Consider the following 15,941-nt stretch of genomic DNA (forward strand, 5'->3'; position numbering starts at 1 on the left):
ATCTTCGGACTCCATCCCGCCGCTGGACGATCTCGCTACGGACCTCTTCAATTCTCTGTAGACGATACCAAAGATCCCTCCGACGCCCACGACTGTGAGCAATCCCAAGACGGTAGACACCGGTCCACTTGGTCCACCTCCTGCTGGCACGGGACGGATTTCTCGTGCGTCCGTTATCAATTTTCACCTCGCTGTGCTTGGGATTTCGGGAAGGCTGATCTACCCTACAGGCACCACCACAGGTGCTTTTCCGACGATTTCGGTCGCCACCGACCGTGCGGAGCGCGGTGGCGATGCGGCCGCGGAAGTCAGCAATACGATCCCACGTGATCGGTCAGTTCGCGAAGAACAGATCGGGGTCCTCGTAGGCGAAGGTCACGGCCTCGTCGTCGGCGAGCGGCCGGATGTGGGTGTACATCCGCCCTTCCCCGCGAGCACGGCGGGCCATCTCGTCGGCTTTGCCTCGCTCGTAGTAGACCGGACAGCACACCGCCTGCTCGCTCGCCGGATCCTCGAGCACCGCGAGCGCGAACACGATATCGGACTCGCTGGCGCGGTACACCTCGTAGGAATCGAACGTTCCCGCCTCGGCGACGTCGGCGAGGCGCTCGTACTCGTCACCGGGCACGAGCACGTCGAGGCCGTAGCGTTCGCCGTCCAGAATCGTGACGTCGCCGGGATGGAGTTCGAGCACGTCCCAGCCTGCCTCGCGGTACTCCGCGGCCGTGGCTTCCATATCGCCCATGACCTCCTCCCAGGGTTCGACGACCCGATCGAACGGATTGCTCTCGGACATACCCCGTGTCGGGAGGGTGGGGACCAAAAGGATTCCTTTCGGTTGCGGCAAATGTATATACCACGGTTCCAAACGGCTCGACGTGACCGATCTACTCTCGATTGCGGGCCTGCGGACCGAGTTCGCCACCGAACGGGGGACGGTGAAGGCGGTCGACGGGCTCGATCTCACCATCGAACCCGGCGAGACCGTGGGCCTCGTCGGTGAATCGGGCTCGGGAAAGTCGGTGACGGCGCTGTCGGCGATGGGCCTCGTCGACGATCCGGGTCGCGTGGCCGACGGCACGGTCGAGTTTCACGACGCCGACCTCGCCCGCTCGTTCGCCGACGAGTATCGGGGCGAGTTCGCGGATCCCGAGGCGGGCACCGTCGACCTGACGCGCGCGCCCGAGGACGCCATGCGCACCGTTCGAGGCGGTGAGATGAGTATGATCTTCCAGGATCCGATGACCTCGCTCAACCCCGCCGTGCCGGTGGGCGAGCAGGTCGCCGAGAGTCTCCGCCTCCACCAGTACGGTGGCCGGAAGAAGGACTCGTGGTTCAACGCCGTCCGCGAGATCCTGCCCAAGACGGGCTCGGACATCGACGACGCGATCCTGGAGGACACGATCGACATGCTCGCGGAGGTCGGCATCCCCGAGCCCGCCGCGCGGGTCGACGAGTACCCCCACGAGTTCTCGGGCGGGATGCGCCAGCGAGTGTTGATCGCGATCGCCCTTGCCTGTCGACCCCAGCTCCTGATCGCGGACGAGCCCACGACCGCCCTCGACGTCACGATCCAGGCCCAGATTCTCGATCTCATCAACGATCTCCAGGACGAGTACGGGATGTCAGTGCTGTTCATCACCCACGACCTCGGCGTGATCGCCGAGACTGCGGATCGGGTCGCGGTGATGTACGCCGGCGAGATCGTCGAGGAAGGCCCCGTCGAGGAGATCTTCGCCAACCCCAGCCATCCGTACACCTACACCCTGCTCGAATCCATCCCCCGCGAGAACACCGACCGGCTGACCCCGATCGAGGGCAACGTCCCCGATCTCGTCGACCTCCCCGATGGGTGTCACTTCGCGCCGCGGTGTCCGTGGGCCAAGCCCGAGTGTCGCGAGGGCGAGATCCCGTATCTTCAGCACGGCCCCGAGGCGGTCGACCACCGTTCGAAATGCGTTCTGGAGGACTTCGACACGAACGAGTACGGGGGCGAAGCGGGCGCGACGGCCACGAGCGATCCCGTTTCCACGCAGGAGGCGACCGAGGAGCCGCTGCTCGATGTCGACGGCCTCCAGAAGCACTTCTCGCAGGCCGACGACCTGCTCGATTCGTGGCTCGCGCGCGAGCAGAAGCCGGTGCGCGCGGTCGACGGCGTCGACTTCGAGGTGTACGAAGGGGAAACTCTCGGCCTCGTCGGTGAGTCGGGCTGTGGCAAGTCGACCACCGGCCGATCGCTCCTCCGACTGCTCGAACCCACCGACGGTCGAGTCGTGTTCGCGGGCGAGGAGCTCGGCGGCCTCGACAAGGACGGGCTTCGGGAGAAGCGCCGCGACATGCAGATGATCTTTCAGGACCCGATGAGCAGTCTCGATCCCCGGATGAGCGTCGGCGCGACGATCGCCGAACCCCTCAAGATCCACGATCTCCCCGAGGCCGATGCCGACGACGATCGTTCGGGGAGAGAGCGACGCCGCGATCGGGTCGAGGAGCTCATCGAGGCGGTCGGGCTCGAAATCGGCCAGTACGATCGCTATCCCCACGAACTCTCTGGCGGCCAGCGCCAGCGTGTCGGGATCGCCCGCGCGCTCGCGGTCGACCCCGAGTTCATCGTCTGCGACGAGCCCGTGAGCGCGCTCGACGTCTCCGTGCAGGCCCAGATCCTGAATCTCCTCGAAGACCTCCAGGAGGAGTTCGGGCTGACGTTCCTCTTCATCGCGCACGACCTCTCCGTTGTCCGTCACATCTGCGATCGAGTCGCGGTGATGTATCTCGGCGAAATCGTCGAAGTCGCAGGCACCGAGGAGCTGTTCGCCGATCCGAAACACCCCTACACCAGGGCCCTGCTCTCGGCGATCCCCGAACCCGATCCAGCGGCCGCGAGCGAGCGCGTCACGCTCGAAGGCGACGTTCCGAGCCCGATCGACCCACCCTCGGGCTGTCGCTTCCGGACCCGGTGTCCGTCGGTGATCCCGCCCGACGACATCGACGTCTCTCAGGAAGCGTACCGCGAGGTGATGGACTACCGCGAGCGCGTCGAAAACCGCGCGATCTCGGTCGAGTCGATCCGTGCGGAGGCCGACACCCCTGCCGAGGCGGTGGCGACCGATGGCGGCCTCTCCGACGCGAAGCGCACGCTCTGGACACATTTCTTCGAGCACGATGACGCGCTCGACACCGAATCGCGCGCGGTGATCGAAACCTCCTTCGAACTCGTCGCCGACGACGAGTTCGAGGAGGCCGCTCAGGTGCTCCGCGAGCGCTTCGAGAGCGTGTGCGAGCGCCAACAGCCCACTCTCCAGAACGAGGCACACCCGGCGGCGTGTCACCTCTACGACCAACCCGACCGCCCGACGTAGCCCGCGCCGAACGCAATTTTTTCCGGTAGTCTTATTATCTTCCTCTCGTCACTCACGCCCATGTCACACGATGACGAGAGAAACAGACGATCTTTCCTGAAGGCCGCCGGCGGCGCGGCGGCGGCGACGGCGATCGCGGGCTGTCTCGGTGGCGGCGACAGCGGCAACGGCAGTGATGGCAACGGCTCCGGCGGGGATGGCGGTGGCGCCTCGGGCGGCGGTGCCAACGGCTCCGCCGGCGGGAACGCGACCGGTGGTGGGAACGGGACTGGCGGGAACGAAACCGGTGGCAACCAGAGCGCCGGCGGTGGCGGCAGCGGCGGGACGCTCGTCTACGCCCGCGGCAGCCACTCCTCGACGCTCGACTTCCAGAACTCGACCAGCGGCGAGGTCGCGAAGGTCACCGAGCAGATGTACGACTCGCTGATCGGGTTCGTGCCCGGCGAGGCCACCCTCACCGAGGAGCTGGCGACCGACTACAGTCTCGAAGAGCAGGAGGCCACGCTGACGCTCCGCGAGGGCGTGACCTTCCACAACGGCGAGGAGTTCACCGCCGAGGACTTCGTCGCCACGTTCCGGCGTTTCACCGACGCCGAGTACCAGTACTACGCGGGCGACGACTACGTGTCGGCGTACGGGCCGTTCACGTTCGGTGACTGGATCGACGAGATCTCGACCGACGGCGACTACAGCATGACGATCTCGCTGACCCAGAAGTACGCGCCGTTCCTCCGAAACCTCGCGATCTTCGCGGCGGCGATCCACTCGAAAGCCGCGATCGAGGACGACAGCATCGACCTCAGCCAACAGGCCGTCGGAACGGGTGCGTTCCAGCTCGAGAACCTGAACGACGGCCAGGGCGTCGTTCGGCTGTCGGCGTACGACGACTACTGGGGCGAGGGCCCGCAGGTGTCGGCAGTGGTCTTCGAGACCATCGGCCAGAACTCCACGCGTGCGCAGTCGCTCACCAGCGGTGAGATCGACATCGCCGACGGGCTCGGTGCGCAGGCCTCACAGCAGGTCCAGAGCGCCCAGAACGCCGAACTCCGGTCGGTCGAGGGGATCAACACCGGCTACATGGCGTTCAACATGAACGTCGAGGAGTTCCAGAGCAAGCAGGTGCGCCAGGCGATCAGCTACGCCATCGACACCAAAGCGATCGTCGAGAACATCTACGCCGGCTTCGCCTCCCAGGCCGCCCAACCCATCCCGCCGAACGTGCTCGGCCACAACGGGGAGCTCGAACCGTACGCCCGCGACCTCGAACAGGCCCAGTCGCTGCTGGAGGAGGCAGGCTACGGCGACGGGTTCTCCTTCGAACTCGCGACGTTCCAGAACCCGCGAGGGTACAACCCCTCGCCGCTGCCGACCGCTCAAACCGTCAAATCGAACCTCTCTGAGATCGGGATCGAGGTCACGATCAACCAGCAGTCGTTCGACCCGTTCCTCGACTACACCGCCGAAGGCAAACACGACGCCTGCTTCCTCGGGTGGTACACCGACAACGCCGACCCGGACAACTTCGCGTACGTCCTGCTGCACCCACAGGTCGAGGACAGCGCACTCACCGAGGGCCAGGACTGGGTCAGCTTCGACACCGAGGGCTACAACACCTCGAACCGGGCGGCGTGGGCGAACCGTGAGTACATGACTCTCGTCGAGGAGGGTCAGGCGACCTACGACGAGGCAACCCGGAAGGAGAAGTACAACCAGGCGATGCAGATCGCCCACGACGAGGCGCCGTGGGTGTTCCTCGACCACGCGAAGGAGCTGCGTGGTGTCGGGGGCCGGGTGTCGAACTACACGGTCGCGGCGATCGGCGGCCCCTACCTCAACCTCGTCACGCTCGGACAGTAGGCCGCCACACCACCACCGGTCCACCAGCGCTGTGAGCGGTGCTGAACGTCTGAAAGTGGCGAAATCGGCCGATGACGAGCGAGCAACTTTTACCTTTGCCGGACAGGGTTCGGCGTAATGGTCTCGACGCGGTTCATCGCGAAGCGGTTGTTGCTCCTCATCCCGGTGCTGTTCGGGGTCGCAACGCTGGTTTTCGCGATCCTTCAGCTCTCACCGGGCAACCCGGCACGCGCGATCGCCGGCCAGCGTGCATCCGAGGAGTTCGTCAGACAGATCGAGCGCGAACTCGGGCTCAACGATCCGATCTGGGTGCAGTACGGCCGCTTTCTCGTCGATGCGGTCCAGTTCGACCTCGGGAGTTCGTACACCATCCAGCGCGACACGCCGGTGCGGACGATCCTCGTGAACAAGCTGCCGATCACGCTCGAACTCGCGCTCTACGGCCAGCTCATCGGCATCCTGCTCGGGATCCCCTTCGGCATCATCAGCGCGGTGAAACAGGACACCATCACCGACCACCTCACCCGCGTGGGTGCCCTCTCGGGCATCTCCATTCCGATCTTCTGGAGCGGGCCGCTCGTGATCCTCCTGTTCGCCCAGATCCTCGGGTGGCTCCCGACGAGCGGCCGGATCGACGCCCAGCGGTTCGCGATCGAGTCGATCACCGGGCTCATCACGGTCGACACGTTCATCCAGGGGATTCAGGCCACCATCGCGAGCGGGTTCGCGGTGAGCAACTTCGCGGCCTTCTTCTCGGCGGTCAGTCACATGATCCTGCCCGCGGCGACGATCGGGATCTACTCGATGGCGCTGATCTCGCGGATGATGCGGTCGTCGATGCTCGAAGTCATCAGGCAGGATTACATCCGCACCGCCCGCGCGAAGGGCCAGGGCGCGAAGATCACGCTGATGAAACACGGCCTCCGGAACGCGCTCATTCCGGTGATCACCGTCATCGGCATCCAGTTCGGCTCGCTCCTTGGCGGGGCAGTCCTGACCGAGACCGTCTTCGGCATCGGCGGGATCGGCACCCTCCTCGTCGAGGCGATCAACGTCGGCGACTACCCGGTGGTTCAGGGGACGGTGTTGGTGTTCGCGTTCCTGTTCACGCTGGTGAACCTGGGCGTCGACATCACCTACTCCGCGCTCGATCCGAGGATCCAACAATGACACGCAAACTGGAGGGACGGCGATGAGCACCGAAACGGAGATGGGCAGCGGTCGTACGCGCGGGGTCTTCGATCGGCTCCGGGCGTCGCCGTTCCTCTCGGATCTCCTCTCGAACCGGCTCGCGCTCGCCGGCATCGTCATCGTGTTCGGGATGGCGGCGGTCGCGATCTACGCGCGGCTGTTCGTCGATCTGGAGGCGATCTCGCTCACCCAGTTCGGCCAGAACCCGCCGCGGCAGGCTCCGGGCTGGTGGGCGAACCTGTTCGGCAGCGGGGCGACGGCCACGACGGTCGGTTTCCTCGAATACCCGTTCGGCACCGACGGCCAGGCGCGGGACATCTTCCCACGGGTGCTCTACGGCGCGTGGTACGCCCTGCTCTACGGCACGATCACCGTTGCGATCTCGACGGTCGCCGGCGTCGGACTCGGGATCGTCGCCGCGTACTTCGGCGACGTCACCGACAACGTCGTGATGCGGACGATGGACGTGCTGCTCGCGTTCCCCTCGCTCCTGCTCGCGCTCGCGCTGGTCGCCATCTTCCCCGACGATCTCGGGCTCTGGCGCGCGGTCGCCGCGCTCACCCTCGTCTACACGCCACGGTTCGCCCGCGTCATTCGTGGCGCGGCGCTCGCCGTACTGGAGGACGAGTACGTCGACGCGACGGTGGCGCTCGGTGCGACCGATCCCCGGGTGATCGTTCGGCACATCCTCCCGAACTGTCTCGCGCCCATCACCGTCCAGAGCACGCTGAACTTCGGGCTCGCGATCATCGACCTCGCCGCGCTGTCCTTCCTCGGGTTCGGTGCGCCCACCGGCACGCCCTCGTGGGGGCTGATGCTCTCCAATGGCGTGGAGCAGGGACTTCTGACCGGTCAGTGGTGGTGGTCGTTCTTCCCGGGACTGTTCCTCGCGATCACCGTCTTGGGGTTCAATCTCCTCGGTGACGGGATGCGCGACGCCCTCGACCCACGGATGCGCGAGGCCATCGACTGATCCGTGGCGCTCGGTGCGTGGCTCCGCCCGCGAATCCGACTGCTCGCCACGGCGGGTGCGGTCGGGGTCGTCGCGGGCGCACTCGCCCTCTTCGCGCTCGCCGCCGTTCGCACTCCCGAGTTCGCCAGCACACAGACCTTCGCGGTCGGTGCGCTCGTGCTCGGGTTCGCGGTGCTCGGCTGGTCGGGCTCGGTGCTCGCCGGCAACGCTGTCGAAACCCTCCAAACCCATCTCGACACCGATACCGGCTGGACCGAGCGCGATTCGCGGCGCGCGATGGCTCGGCTGGTCGGGTTCGGTGTGGGTGTGATGATCGGCGTCGTGGTCGCGACGACGCTACTCTCGTGACCGGACGTTCTCGCCGATCGCCGCGCCGAATCGCTCTTCGCCGTCGGTGCGCTCGTAGACCGTCTCGCCGCGTACCATCGTCCACTCCGGGAACACGCCTTCGAACCCGTCGAACGGCGTCCACCCGCAGTCCGTCGCCAGTTCCTCGCCCCGAATATCGCGGGTCGCGTCGGGGTCGACGAGCACGAGATCGGCGTCCTTCCCGGCCTCGACACGGCCTTTTTGTGGAAGGTCGAACACCGCGGCGGGGTTCGCGGCCGTGAGATCACGCACCCGCTCGTAGTCGAGCCGTCCTGCGCGCGCCTCCGCGAGGAGCAGGGGGAGCGCGGTCTCGACACCCGGAACACCGCTCGGGGCGTCCCAGATCCCCGCGTCCTTCTCCTCGCGGGTGTGCGGCGCGTGGTCGGTTGCGATCAGATCGACCGTCCCATCGGCGACGCGCTCGTACACCCCCTCCCTCCGCTCCTCGCTCCGCAGCGGCGGGTTCATCCGTCCGTGAGTGCCGAGGTCGTCGTAGTCTTCGCGCGAGAGCAGGAGGTGATGGGGCGTCACCTCGCAGGTCATCTCCATACTATCCGCGGCGTCGATCCCCTCCGGCGTGCTCGCGTGGGCGATGTGGAGCTGTGCGCCGGTGTCTCTGCCGACCTCGCACGCGCGCTCGACCGCCGCGCGCTCGGCCTCCGGGGTTCGGAACGCGCTCCACGCGTCGGCGTCGTCACGATCCCTAGTGGACGCGTCGAACCGCGTCGCGTCCTCGGCGTGGACGGTGACGGGAACGCCGCGCTCGGTCGCGGCCGTTACGGCGTCGGCGAACAGGTCGGCGTCGATTCCCATTTCGCCCGTCGAATCCGCGAGAAAGACCTCGCCGAGCGCGAACAGGGGCCGATCGAGCAGTTCGTCGGGCTGCCAGTCGGGCGTGACGCCGCCGTTGATTCCGAAGTCGACGACCGAATCCGTAGTACAGGTGGCCTTCTCGTCGAACGTTTCTCCGTCGACCGTCGGGGGCTGGGTGTTCGGCTGGTCCACAACCGTGGTGACGCCACCGGCCGCTGCCGCCCGGCTGCCGCTCGCCCACGTCTCCTTCTCGGGAAAGCCCGGTTCGCGGAAGTGGACGTGGGCGTCGATCATCCCCGGCAGTAGGAGCTTTCCGGTGGCGTCGATAGTCGTCTCGTCAGCACCGGCCGACAGTCGGCGCTCGACGGCGGCGATCCGCTCGCCTGCCACTCGGACGTCGCGCTGGCGACCGTCGACGAGCGTCGCGTTCGCGATGAGCATGGTGACGCTCGACCGCCCGCAGGCCTAAGCGTCCCGATCGTCGGCTGGGTCGTCTGCCGCCGATTCGTCCGTCGACTGGTCGTTCGTACTCCGATACCCCTCCGCGAGTGCCTGCTCGATCGTGCGGGCGACGGTCTCGGGGTCGGCGTCGCTGCCGGCGCGCGCCACACTCCCGACCGAGTCGGGATCGAACGCCACATCGAGGGCGTCGTAGATCGGTTCGAGCACCTCCGCCATCGCCGCAGCGTCGCGGGTCACGACGATTCCCGCGACGAGCGCGGCGTCGCTCCGCACGCGCTGGGCGAGCCCCGCGATCTTGCCGTCGGCCTGAAGTGAGTGCGACCCCGGACAGAACGAGTTCGGCGGTTCGCCGTCGCGCGCCTCGACTCCGAGCCGGTCGAACGCCGCTTGGAGATTGGTGGTCGCTCGTGCGTAGCGTTGCTGGATCTCCCGCCCCTCGATGGGCTCTGCTCGCGCGAACGCCACCGTCGACCCGGTGTACGCGACTGCGCGGCCGCCGACCTCGCGCTCGATGGGAGAGAAGTCGTGGTCGGCGGCGATTTCGCGCGCCCGGTCGTAGCCTTCGGCGCGGGCGTCGCGCCGACCGAACGCGATCTGACGGTGGGGCGTCCACGCGCGCACTGCCGGCTCGCCGGTCGTTGCGGTGTGTGCGACCAGCTCGCGGGTGCGCTCGCGATCGGCCTCGATGTCGGCCGCTCGCCCCTCGAAGACGCGCATAGTCGATGGAGGGGGCGACGGGGCTAAACGCCCGCGCTTCGTCGTCTCGCCAATGGCCGTCTCGCTCGGTGCCGACGTCCTCTCGCAGTACCGTCGCTTTTCGTTGTATAACTCCCCCTACGTCGCCCACGAGCAGGGACACGCGATCGATCTCTACCCCGATGCGGGGCTCGGCCCGGCGACCGACGGCGAGCCCTCGATCGCACCGTCGCCGGTCGCTGGCGAGGTGCTCGACACCCGAACCGTGCGCGCCCCACCGAAATCCCACGCCGAGGCTGACGACCACCTCCTTCTCGTCGACACCGGCGAGCACGTCGCCCGCGTGCTTCACGTCGAGCCGACCGTCTCGCCAGGTGATTCGATCGCCGTCGGTGATCCGCTTGGTCGGCTCGTCCGGGCGGGATTCTTCGCGCCGTGGGTCGACAACCACGTTCATCTCGAATTTCGCTCGCCCGACGCGAACTCGTATCGTGCGAGCGGGTCGCTTCCGCTCGCGGTTGAGTGCCCGATCGTGGGGCTCGACTGGGACGGGACAGGTAGGGTCGTCGAGACGGGCGACACCTACGCCGTGCTCGACGCTCCCTCCCATCCCGATCCAGGCGAGCGCTTCGTCGGGATCGCGGCCGACGACGGAGGGGTTCTCGACGGCGGCCTCATCCACTACACGGGCGGCGGCGCGCTCGCCACTGATGGCGACCGCGAACGCGACGGCGCGGTGTCCTTGCTCGGGCGTGCGGTGGGCCACGCCTCCGGCCGTGACGTGGCGTGGGAGTCGCTCGACGTGCTCGCCAACGGCGAGCGCATCACCGGCCTCTCGCTGTTCTGTGGCCGCGAGGCCGATTTCGGCGCGAAACTCGTCTGTCCCGACACCGAGTTCGCCTGCGGCGAGCGCGTCACGGTCGAACTCCACCCGAGCGACGATCCGATTCGACTCGGCTGATCCGCACACCGCAGGCCGGACGGTGCGGTTGGCGCGCGGGAGCGCCGAAGGCGCGACTCGCGTGCGAGATCTGCACGAGTGAAGCGAGTGAGGGAGTCGGTTGGGAGGCATGTGGATGGTTGCGGTGCTGGTGGTGCTGTGTGGCCTGTGGTTCTCAGTTGCCCCGTGCGAGCAGCGTTGTTGTTCGTCCTCTGCACCCTACATACCTAGGTCGACTTCGGCGTTCTCAACGCATTTAACCGACGCACCCCTACCGAACACCGATGCGAATCGCCGTCCTCGGAGCCGGCTACGCCGGTCTCACGCTCGCTCGACAGCTCGAAAAACGGCTGTCAGAGTCGGACGAGATCGTCGTCGTCAACGACCGCCCCGATCACCTCGTCCAGCACGAACTCCACCGCGTCGTCCGACGGCCGTCGCTCGCCGACGGGATCACGGTCGATCTCGCCGACGTCCTCGATCGTGCGACCCTCCGCGTCGCGCGAGTCACGAACGTCGATCACGAGCGAGGCGTCGCCGAACTCGACGATGACGAGGAACTCTCGTACGACGTCGGTGCGGTCTGTCTCGGGGCCGAAACCGCGTTTCACGATCTGGAGGGCGTCGAGGAACACGCCACACCGCTGAAACGTCTGCCCGACGCCGCGCGCATCCGCGAGGAGCTCCTCGAACTCGCCGCCGGCGATCGGGTCGTGGTCGGTGGAGCCGGCCTCTCGGGCGTCCAGATCGCGGGCGAACTCGCCGCGCTCGCCCGCGAGGAGGGGATCGATCGCGAGATCGTGCTGCTCGAACGCCTCGACAGCGTCGCCCCGAACTTCCCGGCGAACTTTCAGGAGGCGGTCCACGAGGAGCTCGAAGCCCGCGACGTGATCGTCAACACCGGCGCGGCGGTCGAGCGCGCGACCGACGACGCCATCGAACTCGACACCGACGAGCTGCCCTACGGCCAGTTCATTTGGACCGGCGGCATCCGCGGACCGGACGCGCTTGCCGGCGAGCGCCCGATCGTGCCCGACACGCTCCGGCTCGGCGGCGACACGTTCGTGCTCGGCGACGCCGCGCGAGTCACCGACGCCGACGGCGCGGCGGTCCCGGCGAGCGCCGCGGCCGCCGTCCGCGAGGCACGAAGCGTCGCCGACAGCATCGCCGGGATCGTGTCCCACCGACAGGATGGCGGTGGAGACGACGCGCTGTTCGAGCCACGGCCAGAGCGATTCAGGTTCGACGCGCCCGGCTGGCTGGTCAGCGTCGGCGACGGTGCGGTGGCCCAGGTCGGACCGACGGTGTTCCGGGGACCGGCCGCGAAGGCGCTCAAAACGAGCGTCGGGGCGGGCTATCTCTCCTCGGTCGGCGCGATCGAGAACGCGGCCGGACTCGTGCGCGAAGAACTCGCCGGCGACTGAGGCCGTCCGGCGCTAACGCCGTCCGTGTCGTGCTTTTCGGTCATCGCCGGCGAGCCGATTCGAAACCGTTCTGCCGACCGTTTCGTGCCCGAAACGATGGCCGAACGGAAAACGACCGAGGAAGTTATACCCCGGACGCGACCTGAATGGGGTATGACCGGACGATTCGCCCCCGTTTTGCTGGCAGTCCTCCTCCTGCTCGCGGGATGTTCGCAGCTCGCGTCGGCACCGAACGAGCAGCCCGAGAACACGACGGTCGCCGGAACGGACGTGCAGAGTGCAACGCCGTCCCCGACGACCACAAACGCCACAGCAAACGCGACCACCACACCGAACACGACCGCCGCAGCGAACACCACCACGGAAACCATCCAGGGGCAGGCTCCGACGAGCAGCACGCCGACAGCGACCGAAACCACGACGCCAACCCGAACCTCGACGGCAGCCCCGACGACGACCGGAACACCCTCCCCGACCGCGACGCCATCGCTCGAGTCCCACTTCGTCGTCATCATCGGCGGGAGCCCCGACGACAAGGTGACCTACGACTTCTCGGTCACGGGGACGATCGAGCGCCGCGGCGAGAGCTACGGCGCACCGATCAACGACGATGGCGTGACCCGCGATCCCGACATCGATATCATCTCGCCGAACGGTTCGAGCGTTAGCGGCCGACTCGGCGGCGGTGGTGACGCCTACCGGATCACCGGCGAGATCACCGACTTCGAGGCCGCCAGCGAGGGTGCGGTCGACGTGTACGTCGACGGCGAACGGATCGAGACCGACGATTGAGAGGGACGGTTGTAACCGATCACTGGCCCGATCGCACGTCTTCGTGCGGCCGATCTCGGAACGACTGACAACCACTCCCCACGAGACCGTGGCGATCACGCTGTCGGTTCCTTCTTCGATGCCTTCGACCCTCTTTCGCCGCCAACAGTTCCCGTTCGTGGCAGAGACGTTGATACGGTTCCCGACGGGCAGTGCGTTCGCCGACACCGTGGTAACCCAAGCTCACACAGCACATGTAGCGTCGTGCGGACATCGGGTTTCGCCGTCTCGGACATCGGGTTTCGCCGTCTCGGACATCGACGCCGTTCGTTTAAGTGGCAGTAGTGCACACCACCTGCCGAGAATGTCTGCATCCATCACTGTACTGAGCACCGGCGGGACGATCGCAAGTACGCAAGCGGAGGACGGTGCAACGCCAAGCAGAAGCGGTGGCGATCTCATTGCAGCCGTACCGGAGCTCGGATCGCACGCCGATATCGCGGTGACGGAAGTCGTGCAGACGCCGAGCTTCGATATGGATATCGAGTCGCTTGCAGTGATCGTCGAACAAACACGCACGGCCGTCGATGATGGCGCTGATGGCGTCGTCATCACCCACGGGACGGACACGATGGCGGAATCCGCCTACTACTTGGATCTCGTCCTCGATCTGGATGCACCGGTCGTTCTCACGGGAGCACAGCGTCGTTCGGACGAAGTCAGTCCCGATGGCCCGAGCAATCTTCTCACCGCAGCCCGGGCGGCAAGCCACGACCGATTCCGCGGCAGAGGCGGTGTCTACATTGCATTCGACGAAGAGCTGCACGCCGCACGAGACGTCACGAAAGCACACACGAGTGACCTCTCGGCGTTCGTTTCTCCGGATAAATCCCCAGTCGCACACTTCACCCGCGAAAGCGTACGCGTCCACCGCGAGCCGGGAAGTCGGTCGGACACGATCGAGGCCACCACAACGTCGGCTGATGTCGTAGTGGTGAAAACGGGGATCGGTGTCGGTACACAGCAGGTCGACGCCGCCCTCGGTGGGAGTGTCGATGGCCTCATCGTCGAGGGGACCGGTCTCGGCAATACGACGAGTCCACTCGGCGGTGCGATCCGTGACGCCCTCGAAGCGGATGTTCCAGTTGTCATCACCTCGCGCTGTCAGGGCGGGGCAGTCGCGCCCGTGTACGGAACGCCCGGTGGCGGGAAAACGCTCCGCTCGCATGGGATAATCGATGGCGGTGATCTCCCCGCTCACAAGGCACGTCTGAAACTCATGCTACTCATCGAAGAGTATGAGGCGGCCGATCTCACCACTCTCCGCGAGGCATTCGAGGCGAATTCGTGACGAAGACGGAGAACGAACACGAGCAGACTCCGGAAATACTTGCGACGACGATCATTGCTATTGGCCGTGGGTGTGAACCGATATGCGGTCACAATGAGTGATATCGATGTCGCAATCGGTGTCGATGCGGACTGTGTTGCTGGCTGGCTGGGATCGTACGGCGGCGCGGATTCACCGGCGGATCTCTCGCGTGGACTCTCCGCCGGAAATGAGGGCATTCCGCGTCTGCTCCAGCTGTTCGAAGACGAAGCTATCGACACCTCGTGGTACGTTCCAGGGCATACTATCGAAACCTTCCGTGAGGAGATTCAGGCAGTCGCGGACGCTGGCCACGAAATCGGCGTTCACGGCTACTCTCACGAAAACCCGACCGACCTCTCACGCGAACAGGAAGACGAGATCCTTCAACTCTCGATCGATCTCGTCGAGGAAGTGACGGGTGAGAAACCGGTCGGCCACCGCGCGAGCTGGTGGGAGTTCAGTGAAAACACGCCAGATCTCGTCGAGAAGTACGACTTCCTCTACGATAGTAGCCTCATGGAGCGCGAGTTCGAACCGGGCTACATGCGCAAGGGCGATAGCTGGGAGAAAATCGACTACGATCAGGAGCCTGATTCGTGGACGACACCGTACGAATACGGTGACGAAACCGATGTCGTGGAGATTCCTATCAGCTGGTATCGAGATGATATCCCATCGATGCTGTTCATCAAGCAGCCACTCTATCACGCCGGCTACAAAAATCCGGAGATGATGTACGAGCAGTATTACAAACCGCAGTTCGATTACCTCTACAATCGCCGCGGTGCTGGTGTCTACACGTTCACTATCCACCCCGACCTGCATGGACTACCCCACATGATTCCCCATCTCGAAGCGTTCATCAACTACGTGAAAAGCCACGAAAACGCGGAGTTCAAAACGCTGGAAGAGGTCGCGCGCAAGTACGACGACGATCCATCCGTCTACGAAGCTCGTGGTGAATACGTCTGAACCGGGTCGCTTCTCCGGCGACTTTTGATCGACTTCGTACTGCTACTTGCATATCGGACATCGACTGCCGTTTCGAACTGATTCACGACCGATGACGTGACAACCCGAAGCGAGCGGCTCGGAAGCGATGACTGCCGACGTTGCGCCACCAGCGGCGTGAGACAGGCTCTCGGTACACGACAGCGGCTGTGGATGAAGACAGTGCTTCGATGGAGCCTACTCGTCCGTTACTGGTGTGTCTCGGGGTTTGAGGCGTCTTTCTCCGAACTCTCGGGCATCAGGCGCGTGTACCACCACGCCCAGAGAATCAGGACGCCTTGGAGCGGGAGTCGTGCCCACATCGCCGCCCGAGTGATGCCCTCGGCCCAGTCGGGGGCTGCATCAGTTGCCACGTCGCTGGTCGCCATATGAACGTTCGCCGGAAACACGGCGATCAGGAGCGCGATGAGTCCCCACGCGGACCGCTGGCGCGTCCGCCGGAGCAGGACGCCAATGCCGAGTACGATCTCCGCGATGCCGGAGAGATACACGAGTGCGACCGGTTTGGGAAACCGTGGTGGAACGATCCGAGCGTACACCTTCGGTGCAACGAAATGCATCACCCCCGCGGCGGCGTAGAAGACCCCCATCACGTAGAGCAGCGGTCGTTTGAGGCGGGGTGGCGTGTCGTCGGTATCGGTGCTCATGCACCTGTTGAGGAACGCTGGCTGAAGATAGTGTCCCCTTCGCGCGATGCGGCACG

14 protein-coding genes are annotated in these 15,941 nt (G+C 65.8%); 10 read left to right on the plus strand and 4 right to left on the minus strand.

The features are described 5' to 3' along the window. Positions 1-334: 334 nt before the first annotated feature. Complete coding sequence (locus tag PHA81_RS06810) at positions 335-796, minus strand: hypothetical protein (protein WP_005045005.1); 462 nt, start codon at positions 794-796, stop codon at positions 335-337. Between the two features lie 82 nt (positions 797-878). On the opposite strand from PHA81_RS06810, the gene PHA81_RS06815 reads away from it, so the two are divergent. The 5 genes from PHA81_RS06815 (at position 879) to PHA81_RS06835 (ending at position 7,728) form a co-directional block, all read left to right on the plus strand. Continuing rightward, positions 879-3,359 carry an ABC transporter ATP-binding protein gene (locus PHA81_RS06815; RefSeq protein WP_005045008.1) on the plus strand — a complete coding sequence of 827 codons (2,481 nt, stop codon included), beginning with the start codon at positions 879-881 and terminating at the stop codon, positions 3,357-3,359. Between the two features lie 60 nt (positions 3,360-3,419). Further along, positions 3,420-5,216, plus strand: a complete 1,797-nt coding sequence (locus PHA81_RS06820; protein WP_005045009.1) for an ABC transporter substrate-binding protein — start codon at positions 3,420-3,422, stop codon at positions 5,214-5,216. Positions 5,217-5,333: 117 nt separating this feature from the next. Further along, complete coding sequence (locus PHA81_RS06825) at positions 5,334-6,386, plus strand: ABC transporter permease (RefSeq protein ID WP_273835966.1); 1,053 nt, start codon at positions 5,334-5,336, stop codon at positions 6,384-6,386. Positions 6,387-6,408: 22 nt separating this feature from the next. Next, positions 6,409-7,380, plus strand: coding sequence for an ABC transporter permease (locus tag PHA81_RS06830; protein WP_005045015.1), 972 nt, complete (start codon positions 6,409-6,411; stop codon positions 7,378-7,380). A 3-nt stretch (positions 7,381-7,383) separates the two neighbouring features. Next, positions 7,384-7,728 (plus strand): hypothetical protein, encoded by a 345-nt coding sequence (locus PHA81_RS06835; protein WP_005045017.1) that lies wholly within the window; start codon positions 7,384-7,386, stop codon positions 7,726-7,728. On the opposite strand, the gene PHA81_RS06840 is transcribed toward PHA81_RS06835, so the two are convergent. Both PHA81_RS06840 and PHA81_RS06845 read right to left on the minus strand, forming a co-directional pair. Further along, the gene (locus tag PHA81_RS06840) at positions 7,717-9,003 is read right to left on the minus strand and encodes a dihydroorotase (protein WP_005045019.1); all 1,287 of its coding nucleotides are present in this window, start codon (positions 9,001-9,003) and stop codon (positions 7,717-7,719) included. The genes PHA81_RS06835 and PHA81_RS06840 overlap by 12 nt on opposite strands. A 24-nt stretch (positions 9,004-9,027) precedes the next feature. Then, entirely contained in the window at positions 9,028-9,741 is a 714-nt protein-coding gene (locus PHA81_RS06845; protein ID WP_005045021.1) for a lipoate--protein ligase family protein, read from the minus strand. A gap of 52 nt (positions 9,742-9,793) precedes the next feature. On the opposite strand from PHA81_RS06845, the gene PHA81_RS06850 reads away from it, so the two are divergent. The 5 genes from PHA81_RS06850 (at position 9,794) to PHA81_RS06870 (ending at position 15,199) form a co-directional block, all read left to right on the plus strand. After that, on the plus strand, positions 9,794-10,681 hold the full coding sequence (locus tag PHA81_RS06850) for a hypothetical protein (protein WP_005045023.1): 888 nt from the start codon (positions 9,794-9,796) through the stop codon (positions 10,679-10,681). Between the two features lie 263 nt (positions 10,682-10,944). Next, a complete protein-coding gene (locus PHA81_RS06855; RefSeq protein WP_005045025.1) occupies positions 10,945-12,084 on the plus strand; it encodes an FAD-dependent oxidoreductase in 1,140 nt (379 codons plus the stop codon). 153 nt (positions 12,085-12,237) lie between these two features. Next, entirely contained in the window at positions 12,238-12,876 is a 639-nt protein-coding gene (locus PHA81_RS06860) for a hypothetical protein (protein ID WP_241430414.1), read from the plus strand. A gap of 343 nt (positions 12,877-13,219) precedes the next feature. Next, complete coding sequence (locus tag PHA81_RS06865) at positions 13,220-14,206, plus strand: asparaginase (protein ID WP_273835971.1); 987 nt, start codon at positions 13,220-13,222, stop codon at positions 14,204-14,206. Positions 14,207-14,299: 93 nt separating this feature from the next. Beyond that, positions 14,300-15,199 (plus strand): polysaccharide deacetylase, encoded by a 900-nt coding sequence (locus PHA81_RS06870; RefSeq protein ID WP_273835972.1) that lies wholly within the window; start codon positions 14,300-14,302, stop codon positions 15,197-15,199. Between the two features lie 227 nt (positions 15,200-15,426). Here the strand turns inward: PHA81_RS06870 and PHA81_RS06875 are convergent, their stop codons facing one another. Beyond that, the gene (locus tag PHA81_RS06875) at positions 15,427-15,885 is read right to left on the minus strand and encodes a hypothetical protein (RefSeq protein ID WP_273835974.1); all 459 of its coding nucleotides are present in this window, start codon (positions 15,883-15,885) and stop codon (positions 15,427-15,429) included. Between the last annotated feature and the right edge of the window lie 56 nt (positions 15,886-15,941).

It is taken from the genome of Halococcus sp. PRR34 (assembly GCF_028617175.1).
Taxonomy (GTDB): Archaea; Halobacteriota; Halobacteria; order Halobacteriales; family Halococcaceae; genus Halococcus; species Halococcus salifodinae.